This window comes from Paracoccus sp. KKT209, assembly GCF_055635455.1.
Genome location: NZ_CM145758.1, coordinates 2,780,225 through 2,793,571 on the forward strand (window position 1 = coordinate 2,780,225; position 13,347 = coordinate 2,793,571).

12 protein-coding genes are annotated in these 13,347 nt (G+C 70.2%); 7 read left to right on the top strand and 5 right to left on the bottom strand.

Annotated features, from left to right (window positions below; genetic code table 11):
• The first annotated feature begins 12 nt into the window (after positions 1 to 12).
• The gene (locus ACZ2G3_RS13765; RefSeq protein WP_470396581.1) at positions 13 to 963 is read left to right on the top strand and encodes an L-threonylcarbamoyladenylate synthase; all 951 of its coding nucleotides are present in this window, start codon (positions 13 to 15) and stop codon (positions 961 to 963) included.
• Between the two features lie 6 nt (positions 964 to 969).
• Here ACZ2G3_RS13765 and ACZ2G3_RS13770 read toward each other — a convergent pair whose 3' ends face one another.
• Complete coding sequence (locus ACZ2G3_RS13770; RefSeq protein ID WP_419269123.1) at positions 970 to 2,397, bottom strand: Glu/Leu/Phe/Val family dehydrogenase; 1,428 nt, start codon at positions 2,395 to 2,397, stop codon at positions 970 to 972.
• Positions 2,398 to 2,719: 322 nt separating this feature from the next.
• Here ACZ2G3_RS13770 and ACZ2G3_RS13775 point away from each other — a divergent pair, with 322 nt between their 5' ends.
• From ACZ2G3_RS13775 to ACZ2G3_RS13790, 4 genes are all read left to right on the top strand, one after another.
• Positions 2,720 to 3,268, top strand: a complete 549-nt coding sequence (locus tag ACZ2G3_RS13775; RefSeq protein WP_470396582.1) for a TetR/AcrR family transcriptional regulator — start codon at positions 2,720 to 2,722, stop codon at positions 3,266 to 3,268.
• A 132-nt stretch (positions 3,269 to 3,400) separates the two neighbouring features.
• The gene (locus tag ACZ2G3_RS13780) at positions 3,401 to 3,904 is read left to right on the top strand and encodes a hypothetical protein (RefSeq protein WP_470396583.1); all 504 of its coding nucleotides are present in this window, start codon (positions 3,401 to 3,403) and stop codon (positions 3,902 to 3,904) included.
• A gap of 5 nt (positions 3,905 to 3,909) precedes the next feature.
• Positions 3,910 to 4,203: an I78 family peptidase inhibitor gene (locus tag ACZ2G3_RS13785; RefSeq protein WP_470396584.1), complete on the top strand. Its 294-nt coding sequence runs from the start codon at positions 3,910 to 3,912 to the stop codon at positions 4,201 to 4,203.
• Positions 4,204 to 4,261: 58 nt separating this feature from the next.
• On the top strand, positions 4,262 to 4,594 hold the full coding sequence (locus ACZ2G3_RS13790) for a DUF2794 domain-containing protein (RefSeq protein ID WP_419269409.1): 333 nt from the start codon (positions 4,262 to 4,264) through the stop codon (positions 4,592 to 4,594).
• A 5-nt stretch (positions 4,595 to 4,599) separates the two neighbouring features.
• Here ACZ2G3_RS13790 and hrpB read toward each other — a convergent pair whose 3' ends face one another.
• Positions 4,600 to 7,065 (bottom strand): ATP-dependent helicase HrpB, encoded by a 2,466-nt coding sequence (hrpB, locus tag ACZ2G3_RS13795; RefSeq protein ID WP_470396585.1) that lies wholly within the window; start codon positions 7,063 to 7,065, stop codon positions 4,600 to 4,602.
• A 145-nt stretch (positions 7,066 to 7,210) separates the two neighbouring features.
• Here hrpB and ACZ2G3_RS13800 point away from each other — a divergent pair, with 145 nt between their 5' ends.
• Together ACZ2G3_RS13800 and ACZ2G3_RS13805 are read left to right on the top strand one after the other, a co-directional pair.
• Positions 7,211 to 8,581 carry a YcjX family GTP-binding protein gene (locus ACZ2G3_RS13800; RefSeq protein WP_470396586.1) on the top strand — a complete coding sequence of 457 codons (1,371 nt, stop codon included), beginning with the start codon at positions 7,211 to 7,213 and terminating at the stop codon, positions 8,579 to 8,581.
• On the top strand, positions 8,578 to 9,654 hold the full coding sequence (locus ACZ2G3_RS13805) for a YcjF family protein (RefSeq protein ID WP_470396587.1): 1,077 nt from the start codon (positions 8,578 to 8,580) through the stop codon (positions 9,652 to 9,654). Before ACZ2G3_RS13800 ends, ACZ2G3_RS13805 begins: the two co-directional genes overlap by 4 nt.
• On the opposite strand, the gene ACZ2G3_RS13810 is transcribed toward ACZ2G3_RS13805, so the two are convergent.
• The 3 genes from ACZ2G3_RS13810 to ACZ2G3_RS13820 all read right to left on the bottom strand — a co-directional run bounded on the left by ACZ2G3_RS13810 (position 9,651) and on the right by ACZ2G3_RS13820 (position 13,339).
• Positions 9,651 to 10,112, bottom strand: coding sequence for a GNAT family N-acetyltransferase (locus ACZ2G3_RS13810; RefSeq protein WP_470396588.1), 462 nt, complete (start codon positions 10,110 to 10,112; stop codon positions 9,651 to 9,653). The two genes, ACZ2G3_RS13805 and ACZ2G3_RS13810, sit on opposite strands and share 4 nt — an antisense overlap.
• Complete coding sequence (locus tag ACZ2G3_RS13815; protein ID WP_470396589.1) at positions 10,109 to 11,584, bottom strand: MORN repeat-containing protein; 1,476 nt, start codon at positions 11,582 to 11,584, stop codon at positions 10,109 to 10,111. The genes ACZ2G3_RS13810 and ACZ2G3_RS13815 overlap by 4 nt, the downstream gene beginning before the upstream one ends.
• Positions 11,585 to 11,674: 90 nt before the next feature.
• On the bottom strand, positions 11,675 to 13,339 hold the full coding sequence (locus tag ACZ2G3_RS13820; RefSeq protein ID WP_470396590.1) for an MFS transporter: 1,665 nt from the start codon (positions 13,337 to 13,339) through the stop codon (positions 11,675 to 11,677).
• Positions 13,340 to 13,347: the final 8 nt, after the last annotated feature.

Consider the following 13,347-nt stretch of genomic DNA (forward strand, 5'->3'; position numbering starts at 1 on the left):
CCCGCGTCACGGATGAAGACCCTCCGCCTGTTCCCCGATGCCGACGGACTGGCCCGTGCCGCGGCCCTGCTGGCGCAGGGCGCCGCCGTGGCCATTCCGACCGAGACCGTCTACGGCTTGGCGGCCGATGCCCGGAACGGCGAGGCGGTGGCCCGCATATATCAGGCGAAGGGCCGGCCCAGCTTCAATCCGCTGATCGTCCACGTCCCCGATCTGGCCGAGGCCGAGGCGATCGCCCGTTTCCCCGGCCCCGCGCGCCTGCTGGCCGAACGGTTCTGGCCGGGACCGCTGACCCTGGTCCTGCCGCTGCGCGAGGATGCGGGCATCGCCTCGCTGGTGACGGCGGGGCTTTCCACCATCGGCCTGCGCGTGCCGGACCAGCCCACGGCCCGTGCGCTGATGCGCGCCTTGGGGCGACCCTTGGCCGCGCCCTCGGCCAATGCCTCCGGGCGGATCAGCCCGACCTCGGCCGACCATGTGCTGGACCCGGACGGCGGCCTCGATGGGCGCATCGCCGCGGTCCTGGATGACGGCCCCTGCCCGGTGGGCGTCGAATCGACCATCATCGGCTGGCCCGGCGGCCGCGCCACCCTGCTGCGCCCCGGCGGGCTGGCCGCCGAGACGATCGAGGCGGTTCTGGGCCAGCCCCTGGCGCGGCACGAAGGCGATCCGTCGGCGCCAAGCGCACCGGGCCAGTTGACCAGCCACTATGCGCCCCGGTCGCATCTGCGCCTGAACGCCGCCACGCCCGAGGCGCACGAGACGCATCTGGACTTTGGCCGGCCCGGCCCCTTCAGCCTGTCCGACAGCGGCGACCTGGCGCAGGCGGCGGCGCGTCTTTTCGACTTGCTGCGCCGCGCCGATGCCCTGGGGCGGCCGATCTCGGTCGCGCCGATCCCCGACCGGGGGCTTGGCGCGGCGATCAACGACCGCCTGCGCCGCGCCGCCGCCCCCCGGCCCTGAGGGCGCTCAGAGCCCCAAGGAGTTGTAGACGTTCGAGATGCGCCGGATCGCCACCACATAGGCGGCGGTGCGCATGTCGCCGACCTTCGGATTGCTCATCCAGACCTCCTTCATCTTCTTGAAGGATTCGCGCATCGTGTCATCCAGGCCGGACCGGACCAGATCCAGTTCGTCCGCGCCATGCAGGAAGGCCTCCTTGAAGCCGTGCGCCAGTTCGAAATTGGTGCCCGTATCCGCCGAGATCCGTTCCAGCTCCTCGACCAGCATCCGCGCCCGCGCCTCTTCGTGGCGGCGCTCCAGCCGGCCCAGGCTGATCTGCGACAGGTTCTTGACCCATTCGAAATAGGACACCGTGACGCCGCCCGCGTTCGCATACATGTCGGGAATGATCACGATGCCCTTCTCGCGCAGGATCTCGTCGGCATCCGCGGTCACCGGGCCGTTGGCGGCCTCGATGATCAGCTTGCAGTTGATGCGGCCGGCGTTTTCCTCGTCGATGACGCTTTCGATCGCGGCGGGGACCAGGATGTCGCACTCATCCTCCAGCGCGCGCAGCCCGTCCTCCGAGAAGTCGCCGCCGACAAAGCCCCTGACCCCGCCCGTTGCGCGGATATGGCCGCGCAGCGCGTCGATGTTGATGCCCTGCGGGTTGCGGATGACGCCGTCGCGCTCGATCACGCAGGTGACCAGCGCATGATCCTCGGCCGACAGGAACTGGGCTGCGTGATAGCCCACGTTGCCCAGGCCCTGCACGACCACGCGCTTGCCCGCCAGCGTGCCCGACAGCCCGGCGCGCATCATCACGTCGTCATGGCGGAAGAACTCGCGCAGGGCGAACTGCACGCCCCGGCCGGTCGCCTCGACCCGGCCGTCGATGCCGCCCGCGGTGCGCGGCTTGCCGGTGACGCAGGCCTTGGCGTTGATGTCGTCGGGATGCAGCCGCTTGTAGGCATCCGCCATCCAGGCCATCTCGCGTTCGCCGGTGCCCATGTCGGGGGCAGGCACGTTCTGGGACGGAGAGATCAGGTTGCGGCGCGACAGCTCATAGGTGAAACGACGGGTGATCCGCTCCAGCTCGTCCTCGTTCCAGGCGCGCGGGTCGATGCGAAGGCCCCCTTTGGATCCACCAAAGGGCACCTCGACCAGGGCGCATTTGAAGGTCATCAGCGCGGCCAGCGCCTCGACCTCGTCCTGGTTCACGTCCAGCGAATAGCGGATGCCGCCCTTGACCGGCTCCATGTGTTCCGAATGCACCGAGCGGTAGCCGGTGAAGGTGTGGATCTGGCCGCGCAGGCGCACCCCGAACCGGACCGTATAGGTCGAGTTGCAGACCCGGATCTTCTCCTCCAGCCCCGGCGACAGCTCCATCAGGCTGGCCGCATGGGTGAACATGCGCTCAACCGAGTCGCGGAACGAGGTCTTTCTGAGGGTCATTGCTGAAATCTCCTGATGCCAAGGCAGATGTCCGGGGTTCAGGCTAGGCCAAATGATGCCATTCCGCCACAGCCTGTTTTCTAGGCAGACTTGTTATCGCACTAAAAAGTAGCACGAAATTCTATTCCTTGGTCACTGCCAGCTTTCCGGCCCTTCAATCTTCTGAGAATCCTCGCAATACTTTGGAAACCCTCGGCCGTTCGGCGGACTTGTCAGGGAAGAAGTAGTAACGATGGATCTTGGGACAGGCATGAATGAGCATCCGGAAATCACCCGCGGCCGAAAATTTGAACAGGTTCGCGACGGGGCTTCCGCAGTCTTCATGCGGGAGGGATATGCCGCGGCCAGCGTCGATGAGATCGCGCGTGCCGCCAATGTCTCCAAGGCCACCCTCTACAGCTATTTTCCCGACAAGCGGCTGATGTTCCAGGAGGTCCTGCGCGCCGCCCTGGACCAGGGCTTTCGCGAGGCGGTGGTTCAGGCCGATCATGCCGCGCCCCCGGCCACGGCGCTGCCCACGGTGCTGACCGCCCTTGCCGCCTGGCTGGTCGCCGAGCCGCAGCTGAGCCTGCATCGCATCGTCGTGGCCGAGGCCACGCGTTTCCCCGAGATTGCCGCCTCCTATGCGGACGCGGTCCTGGAAAACGTCATCCGCCCACTGGCCGAACTGATCGAGATCTGGATCGCCCGGTCCGAGATCATGCCCCATGACGCAGGCCAGTCGGCACAGCAGCTGATGGCCCTGATCAGCGGCCAGCTGCAGCCCTGCGCGCTGCTGTCCGAACGCATTCCCGACAAGGCCCGGATCGCGCAGGTGGGCAGCTCGACCGCGATCCTGTTCCTCAATGCCTATGCCCGCCAGGCGGCCTGACCGGGCGCCGGCTGTGGCATTCCTGCGATGATGGAAACGTGATCCGCAGGGCGGCTTTTCAAGGCATTGCGCAGAACCTATGCTGCCCCCAAAGGACAAGGTCCGAACAGGGCCGGCAGGGGTGAGACAGCGATGATCGGGACAAGTGGCGTTGCACGGGCCGGGCTTCTGGCCCTTTGCGGAATCGTGGCGGCGGGCTGCGCGTCGTCGCCCAACCGTATGCCGCCGGCGGCGCCCCTGGACATGCCGATGGTCCCGACCGTCGCGCCGGTCACGGCCTATCCCGCGGCGCCGGGTTATGCCCCGGCGGGCGTCCCGGCCCCGGCTTATCCCGCGCCCGCCTATGCGCCCAGCCCCTCTCCGGCCGTCCCCGCGCCCTTTCCCGTGGCTTCGGAACCGGCGCCGGTCGCCGCCAACGGCATCACCGGACTGGAGGAGCGCAAGCCCGACCTCTGCGGCGCCAGCAAGTTCGCCAGCGCCAAGGGCCAGCCCGGCAGCACCATCCCCGGCCTCGGCATCCCAAAGGCCTACCGGGTCGTCGAATATCGCGGGATCGAGCCGCAGGAATACAATCCCCAGCGGATCGTCTTCCGGCTCGACCCCGCCGGCATCATCACCAACATAGATTGCGGATAAAGCTCATGCGCCACCTTGCCATCCTTGCGGCCCTCACCGCCTCGGGCCTTCTGGCCGCCTGCGAGCCGGTGCCGGCCCCGGTCCAGCCCGCCGAACCCGCCATTCCCACCGACGAATGCGGCGCCACCGGCTTCAAGGGCCTCATCGGCCAGCCGCGCGACGTGCTGACGCAGATGAATTTCCCGCTGAACACCCGCGTGATCGGCCCCAACGACATGGTCACGGCCGATTTCCGCCCCGAGCGGCTGAACATCGAATACGGCCCCAACGGCCGGATCGACAAGGTCAGCTGCTACTGACCGGCCCCGCCGCTTTCGCATTGCCTTGCCGGGGCGGCGGTGTCACCATTCCGTCATGATGAATGCAAGCCCGCCGTTCCAGGCCGACCCGGACCGCGTCGTCTTCGACCGCAAGGAACTTGCGCTGATCCTGTCGACCTATGGCCGCTTTGTCGCGGCCGGGGAATGGCGTGATTACGGCATGTCCTTCCTGCGCGAAGCCGCCATCTTCAGCGTCTTCCGCCGCGCGGCCGAACAGCCGCTTTACCGCATCGAAAAGCGGCCGCGCCTGCGCAGCGCCCAGGGCGCCTATGCCGTGATCGCCATGGACGGCCGCATCCTCAAGCGCGGCCATGATTTGGAACAGGTGCTGAGGGTGCTGGAGCGGAAGCTGATCCGCAGCATCGACTAGCGCCCTCAGGTGCCGCGCGGCTTGGCGCGGGTGGTCGGATCGGCCTGGGTCGGGTCCTCGGGCCAGGGGTGGCGCGGATAGCGCCCGCGCATATCCTTTCTGACATCGGCATAAGAGCTGGCCCAGAACCCCGGCAGGTCCATCGTCACCTGCACGGGCTTGCCCCCCGGCGACAGCAGCGCGATCCGCAGCGGCCGGCCGCCCACGACCGGGTGGCGCGTCACGCCGAACAGTTCCTGCAGGCGCAGTTCGATCGACGGGTCGGCCTCGCCATAGTCGATCGGCACGCGGCGCCCCAGGGGGGTCACGAAATGCGCCGGCACCTCCTGGTCCAGCCGCTGCTGACCCTGCCAGCCCAGCCGCGCCTTCAGCGGCTCGACCAGGTCCAGGCTCCGCAGATCGGCCAGCGTCCGCACCCGCCCCAGCCAGGGCAGCAGCCAGTCGCCATCCTCCAGCAGCGCCGCATCATCAAGGGCGCCTTCCCCCGCCATCAGCGCCATCCGGGCGCGCAGGCGCGCCGCAGCCGGGGCCCAACGCAGCCCGTCAAGGCGCAGCCCCTCCAGCGCCGCCCGCGCGATGGCATCAGGGGGGGCATCGGGCCAGGGGTTGTCCGACAGGACCAGCGCGTCCAGCCGCTCCTGCTGGCGCGCCATCACCCGACCCTCGCGCCGCGACCACTCGCACAGCCGCACCGTCTGGATCCGTGCCCCGTGCAGGTCACGGAGCGAAGCCTCGTCCAGCCGCGCCGCCATGCGGATGCGCGCCTCGCGCTGGTCTCCGTCCAGGTCCACCGCCACGATCAGGCGCTGGCCCGCCAGGGGATCGGCATTGTCCATCACGGCGCCCTTGCCGCCCGACAGGACAAAGCGGGCGTCGTCACCCTTGCGACGCAGCCCGATCCGGTCCGGATAGGCCAGAGAGATCATCTCCCCCGCCGACATTCCGGCCGCGCCCGAAGACGCGTGGAAGAGGGGGGCGGGGTCCCCCCCGTCGTCGCGGGAGGCAACCAGCCGCCGCAGCCGCCGCGCTTCCTGCCGAATGCGTTCAACCGCCTGCCGGTTCATCTCGAAGGCATGGCGCGCACCAAAGCCGCGTGGATCGCGCAGGGCCTCCAGCCGCAGCGCCAGATCGGTGCCGGCACCGCGCAGCGGGTCGCGGTCCGACAGCAGCGCCGCCAGGTCCGCCGCGCCCGCCCCCGCGCGGATCAGCATATGCGCCAGCCGGGGATGCAGCGGCAGGCGCGCCAGGTCGCGGCCATGTGCGGTGATGCGCCCCGCCCCGTCCAGCGCCTCCAGCGACTTCAGCAGGGCCCGCGCCTCGGCTAGCCCCCCGTCCGGAGGCGGCGTCAGAAAGGCCAGGTCGCCCGGCTCGGCGCCCCAGACCGCCAGTTCCAGCGCCAGGCTGGCCAGATCGGCCACGGCGATCTCGGGCGGGGCAAAGGCCGGCAGCGCCCCTTCCTCGGCCCGCGCCCACATGCGATAGCAGATGCCCGGCGCCACCCGCCCGGCGCGACCCCGCCGCTGGTCGGCCTCGGCCCGGCTGACGCGCTCGGTCACCAGCCGCGACATGCCGCTGCCCGGATCGAAGCGCGCCCGCCGCGCCCGACCCGCATCAATGACCACCCGCACCTCGGGGATCGTCAGCGAGGTTTCGGCGATCGCCGTCGCCAGCACGATCCGCCGCCGCGGCCCCGGCACCGCCAGCGCCGCCCGCTGCGCCGCCGCGTCCAAGGCTCCATAAAGCGGCAGCAGCTCGCAGTCGCTGCCGCCCAGGGCCGACATCACGCGCCGGATCTCGCCCTCGCCGGGCAGAAACACCAGGATCGATCCGCCCGTCCCGCGCGTCTCGGCCTCGGCGCGCAGGATCAGGCGGGCGGCCTCGTCCACCAGCCGCATGCCCGCGGGCAGCGGTCGGTCCAGCCAGCGCGTCTCGACCGGAAAGGCCCGCCCCTCCGAGGTCACGACAGGCGCATCCTCCAGCAGCGCCGCCACCGGCCCCGCATCCAGTGTGGCCGACATGACCAGCACGGCCAGATCCTCGCGCAGCGCGCCCCGCGCCTCCCAGACCAGTGCAAGGCCCAGATCCGCGTTCAGGCTGCGCTCGTGAAATTCGTCGAAGATGACGCAGCCGACGCCCTCCAGCGCGGGGTCCGACTGGATCATCCGCGTCAGGATGCCCTCGGTCACGACCTCGATGCGCCGGCCCGGAACGGATTCGCCCCGCACGCGGTATCCGACGCGCTGGCCCAAGGGTTCCGACAGCATCTGGGCCATCCGCTCGGCCGCGGCACGCGCGGCCAGGCGGCGCGGCTCCAGCATCAGGATGCGCCCCGAAATCCGGTCCAGCAGCGCCAGCGGCACGCGGGTCGTCTTGCCCGCCCCCGGGGGCGCGACCAGCACCGCCCGCCCGTGCCGGTCCAGCGCCGTGCACAGGTCCGGAAGAACATCCTCGATGGGCAGGGCGTCGGACATGGCCGCGTGATAGCGTCCCGCGCCGGTCCAGCACAATCGCAATCCCGGCCACGGCGGCCCCCTTCGCACGCTACACATCCGCGCCCTGCGGACCTATCTTCCCGACGCGGCGTTAGGTGACGCGACACAGGCAGCAGGAACAGGCATGGGCATCGGCAGCGACGTGATGGAGGGTCTGGGCCTGACCGACCCGGTGGTGCGGATCGGGGTCACCGGACTGTCGCGGGCGGGCAAGACGGTGTTCATCACCTCGCTGGTGGCGAACCTTCTGGAACGCGGGCGGATGCAGGCCCTGCGCGCCGCCGCCGACGGCCGGCTGAAGGCGGTCTGGCTGCAACCCCAGCCCGATGACACCATCCCCCGCTTTGACTTTGAACGGCACCTGGCCGCCCTGACCGGGCCCGAGCCGCACTGGCCCGACGGGACGCGCCATGTCAGCCAGCTGCGCCTGTCGCTGCGGCTGGAAGGCGGCGGCCTGTTCGGCGGGTTGCGGGGCCCGCGCAACCTGCATCTGGATATCGTCGACTATCCGGGCGAATGGCTGCTGGACCTGCGCCTGATGGAGCGCGACTTTGCCCAGTGGTCGGCCGAGGTGCTGGAGCGGATCGACGGCCGCCCCGGCGCCGACCGCTTCCTGGCGGCCTTGGCGGCCGAGGACCCGGACGCGGCCTTTTCCGAACCCCGCGCCCAGGATCTGGCAGACCTTTACACCGCCCACCTGAACGCGGCCCGCGCCGCCGGCTGGTCCGACTGCACGCCGGGCCGCTTTCTGATCCCGGGCGAACTCGCGGGCTCTCCGGCGCTGACCTTCGCGCCGCTGCCCGCCGCGCTTCAGGATGGCAGGCTGGGCCGGGAGTTCCGCCGCCGCTTCGACGCCTACAAGTCGCGCATCGTCCGGCCGTTCTTTCGCGACCACTTTGCCCGGATCGACCGGCAGGTCGTGCTGGTGGATGTGCTGGGGGCGATCCACCAGGGCCCCCGCGCGGTCGATGACATGCGCCGCGCCATGGCCGACGTGCTGTCGGCCTTTCGCCCCGGCCGCGCGGGCTGGCTGGCGCAGCTTCTGGGGTCGCGGCGGGTCGAGCGCATCCTGTTCGCCGCCACCAAGGCCGATCACCTGCATCACATTCAGCACAATCGCCTGACCGCGATCCTGTCGGCCATGCTGCGCGAGGCGCGCGACCGGGCGGATTTCCAGGGCGCCCGGACCGAGGCCATGTCCATCGCCGCCCTGCGCGCCACGACCGAGGACATGATCCGCCAGGACGACGAGGAACTGCCCGCCGTGCGGGGCCGGCTGCTGGACGGGCGGCAGGCGGCCTTCTATCCGGGCGAGCTGCCGGCAGACCCCTCCGCGCTGCTGCATCCCGCCCGGCAGGGGGCCGAGGCCTGGCTGGACGGCGATTATGCCATCATGAACTTTGCGCCCGCCCCCCTGACCACCCGTCCGGGGGACGGGCCGCCGCATATCCGGCTGGACCGGGTGGCGGAATTCCTGATCGGAGACCGCCTGTGACCGACCCCGTGAACCCGCCGCCCAAGCGGCCCCGCCGCCCGGTCCTGCTGGAGCTGGAGCCCGACGCCCCGGCCGCCCCGCGCGGTCCCCAGGCCCGGACCCTGAGCGAAGAGATCCCGAACCCCGCCGACGCCCCGGCCATCGATCCGCTGGAGGCGCCCCTGCCCCGGCCCCGCACGATGGAGGTGGTGACCCGGCTGGTCGGGCGGCGCCCCTCGCGGCTGACCCGGCTGTTCCTGAACGCGGGCGTGGCGCTGTTCACCTTTCTTCTGGGCGTGGCGGCGCTGGATTTCATCAACCGGCTGCTGACCACCTATCCCCTGCTGGGCTGGATCGCAGTGATCCTTTTTGCGCTGTTCACGCTGGCAGCACTTGGCATGGCGCTGCGCGAATGGCGCGCCTGGCGGCGGCTGGGGCGGATCGACCGGATCCAGCGCGCGGCCGGTGCGGCATTGGCGGGGCAGGATTTCGACGCGGCCAAGTCGGTGACCGATCAGTTGGTCAGCCTTTATGCCGCCCGTCCCGAGCTGGAATGGCAGCGCCAGCGCCTGTCCGAGCGGCGGGGCGAGACCTTTGACGCCCAGACCCTGCTGACCTTGGCCGAGACCGAGATGCTGGCGGGCCTGGACCAGCAGGCCCGGCGCGAGATCGAGGCCGCCGCCCGCACCGTGGCCGCGACCACCGCGCTGGTGCCCCTGGCCTTTGCGGATGTCGCGGCGGCGCTGGCCGCGAACCTGCGCATGATCCGCCGCATGGCCGAGATCTATGGCGGGCGGGCCGGGGCGATCGGGGGCTGGCGCCTGGCGCGCACGGTGATGACCCATCTGATCGCCACCGGTGCGGTCGCGGCGGGCGATGACCTGATCCACACCGTCGCGGGCGGCGGTGTCCTGGCCAAGCTGTCACGCCGGTTCGGCGAAGGCCTGGTCAACGGCGCCCTGACCGCCCGCGTGGGCATCGCCGCGATGGAGGTCTGCCGCCCGCTGCCCTTCCTGTCCCAGCCCCGTCCGCGCGTCGGCAGCCTGGTCAGCCGCGGCCTGCGCGGGCTGTTCGGCGAGGATGGCAAGGGCTAGGGCCGGTCCAGCACCATCTTGTAGCCCAGATGAGAGTTGGCAAAGCCGAGCCGCTCGTAGAAACGGTGGGCATCCGTGCGAGAGCGGTCGGTGGTCAGTTGCACCATCGCGCAACCTTCGTCCCGACAGCGCTGGATCGCCCAGTCCATCATCGCCCGGCCCAGCCCCCTGCCCCGCGCCTCGCGCGCCACCCGAACCGCCTCGATCTGGCCGCGCCGCGCCCCGCCGCGCGACAGCCCGGCGATGAAGGTCAGTTGCAGCGTCCCTGCGATGCATCCGTCCAGTTCCACCGTGCAAAGAAACTGGTTCGGGTCGGCGTCGATGGCAGCAAAGGCCCGATGATAGTGGCTGTCGTCGCCGCCCTCACGCCCGGCACCCAAGGGATCGTCGGCCAGCATTGCCACCAGCGCGGGCAGGTCCGCTACGACGGCGCGGCGAAAGATCGGTTCGCCCGTCATGGCTGCTGGGCCTGGTTTTCGTCCGGCATCTGCGGCGTTTCGGCATCGGCGGGGGGTTCGGCTGCGGCCGGGTCGGCCTCGATCAGGCGGTTGTCCTGCCATTCGCCCGCGGCGACCTGACCGGTGGCATAGCGCATGACGCCCTGCCCCTGCCGCTTGCCCTGCGCGAAATTGCCTTCGTAGCGGTCGCCATTGGCATAGGTGGCGACGCCCTGGCCGTCGATCTCGCCGCCCTTCCATCCGCCTTCGTAGATAAAGCCGTCCGGCGTGGTCAGGCGGCCCTGCCCCTCGCGCAGCCCGTTGACGAAGGCGCCGGTATAGACAGTCCCGTCGGGATAGGTGGCCTGCCCGTCGCCATGGCGCTGGCCGTCCTTCCAGGCGCCGGAATAGACGTAGCCGTCAGGATAGGACATCCGCCCCTGCCCGTCGTTCCGCGCATTGCGAAAGCTGCCTTCGTAGACCATGCCATTGGCGTAGGTGGCCTTGCCGTCACCCTCGATCACGCCCTCGACCCACTGGCCCTCATAGGTCGAGCCGTCGGCATAGGTGATCTTGCCGGTCCCGTCGGGGCGGTCGGCGCGCATCTGGCCCAGATAGACCGAGCCGTCGGGATAGGTGATCTGGCCGCGGCCCTCCATCCGGCCCTCGACCCATTCGCCCACATAGACATAGCCGTCCGTGCCCGTGAAGGTGCCTTGCCCGTGCCGGCGGTCATTGGCGAATTCGCCGTCATAGACATCGCCATTGGCATAGGTGGCGATGCCCTTGCCCTGGCGGCGGCCGCCCTCCATCTGCCCCTCGTAGCGGTCGCCGGTCGGCTGGACCAGGGTACCGCTGCCCGACATCTCGCCGGCCGCCCAGATCCCGTCATAGGTCAGCCCGTCGGCCATCACCAGCTTGCCGCGCCCGGCCCGTTGGCCCGCCAGCATTCCGCCTTCATAGACCGCGCCGTCGGGATAGGTGATCTTTCCCTGCCCTTCCTTGACGCCCGCGTTCCATTCGCCGTCATAGCGATAGCCGTTGGGCTGGGTCAGCACCCCGCGCCCCTGATGCAGGCCCTTGTCGAACTGGCCTGTATAGACCGAGCCGTTGGCATAATTGGCCACGCCCTCGCCGCTGATCTCGCCCCCGACCCAGCTGCCCTCGTAGGTGCCGCCGTCGGCATAGGTGATCTTGCCACGGCCATCGGGTTTGCCGCGCGCGAACTGCCCTTCGTAGACCGAGCCGTTGGGGAACTGCGCGCAACCCTGGCCCATGATCTGGCCTTCGACCCAATCGCCCTCGTAGCGATAGCCGTTTGGCAGGACATAGCTGCCCTGGCCGTGCTGCACGCCGTTGCGGAAGGTGCCCTCGTAGACGCCGCCGTCATCGTATTGCTTGGTGACGACCTGCGCGCCCGCGGTCGCCGTCATGCCCATCAGTGCCAGCGCCACCGCGCCCACAGCCGTCGCTGTCCGAGTTGCCGATCTCATCGCCTCTGCCCTCATGGTGTCTTGAGGGCGGGTTTACCGCAGCAGGGCCATGGGCGCAAAGCCCGTCTTGCCGCGGCGCGGAGGGAGGGTTCAGGGGATCTCCAGCTTGCCGACCAGGGGGACGTCGTCCTGGGGGCCGACGCTGTGGCGTTCGATCATCCGGTGGACGACGGGATCGCCCTCGCCCCGGTGAAGGGCGCGCAGGGCAACCGTCACCTCGGCGTCCGACTTGGTACGGCGCAGGTTGTGGCGGACATATTCGTCCCAGGTGGCGATGTGATAGCTTTCGCTCCAGCGGTCGGGATGCTCCAGGTCGCGCAGCAGCGCCCAGTTGCGGGCGCCGTCCCGCCTGCGGATGTTGCGCCGCTGGCGCATCAGGCGCAGGAACTCGGCCACGTCGTCATGGTCGATGCTGTAGTCGACCATCACCATGATCGGGCCGGAGCGCCCGCGCAGGTCCAGCCGCAGCGCGGGTTCGCGAAAGCGGTTCACAGGATCCAGATCGACGGTCCCGAATTCCGGCGCCCGCAGCCAGAGGCCGATCACGCCGCCAAAGACCAGGACGCCACCCGCACTGGCCAGCGCCACGTCCAGCCCCTGGGCCCCCGCCACCGCGCCCCAGAGCCAGGCCCCCGCCGCCATGCCGCCGAAGGTCGCGGTCTGGTACAGCGCCAGCGCCCGGGCGACGACCCAACGTGGCGTGGACAGCTGGACCGTCACGTTGAACAGCGACAGCGCCAGCACCCACGCCGCCCCCGCCGGCAGCATCGCCAGCGCATGCAGCCAGACGGATTCGGTCAGCCCCAGCAGCAGCGCCGCCACCGCGAAGCCCCCGAAGGCCATCCGCACGACATGTTCATTTTCCAGCCGCGCCCGGATCCGCGGGTTCAGCAGCGCCCCCGCGATCGCGCCGACGCCGTAGCAGCCCAGCAGGCCCCCGAACAGCAGCGACCCGCCTTCGGGGTGGCTTTTGGCGACCAGCGGCAGCAAGGCCAGCACAGCGATGGCGGCAAAGCCAAAAAGCGCGCCGCGCAGCATCACCCGCATCAGGTTCGGCGACAGCGCGACATAGCGCAGCCCCGCCCCCATCGCCGCCAGGAAGGGCTCGGGCGTGGTCACGCGGGGAGCCAGGCTGGGCTTCCACCGGGCCATGGCACCCAGCAGGGGCAGATAGCTGACCGCGTTCACTGCGAATGCCGCCGCCGCGCCGAAGGCCGCCACGATGAAGCCGCCGGCCGCCGGGCCGACGCTGCGCATCAGGTTGAAGCCGACCGAGTTCAGGCTGACCGCCGCCGGCAGGTCCTGACGCGCCACGAGGTCGCCCATGCTGGCCTGCCAGGGCGGGTTGTAGACCGCCTGCCCCGCCCCCAGCAGAAAGGTGAAGGCCAGCAGCAGCCAGGGCGTCAGCCAGCCGTTCCAGGCGACGACGGCCAGCGCGACCGACATGGTTGCCATGAAGATCAGCGCCGTCATCAGCAGCGTCTTGCGGTCGAAGATGTCGGCCAGGGCACCCGAGGCAATGGCCAGCAGCATCACCGGCAGCGTGTTCGACGCCTGCACCAGCGCGATCAGCGTGGCGCTTTCGGTCAGCTGCGTCATCAGCCAGGCGGCGCCCACCGCCTGGATCAGCCCCCCGAAGTTCGAGATCAGCGTGGCCGACCACAGCAGCCGGAAATCGCGATAGCCGAAGGGGGCAAGCGCGCCGCGCGGACGGGCGCGGGCCAAGGCATCATCTGGCGGGTTCGGGCTGGTCACGTCGTGCT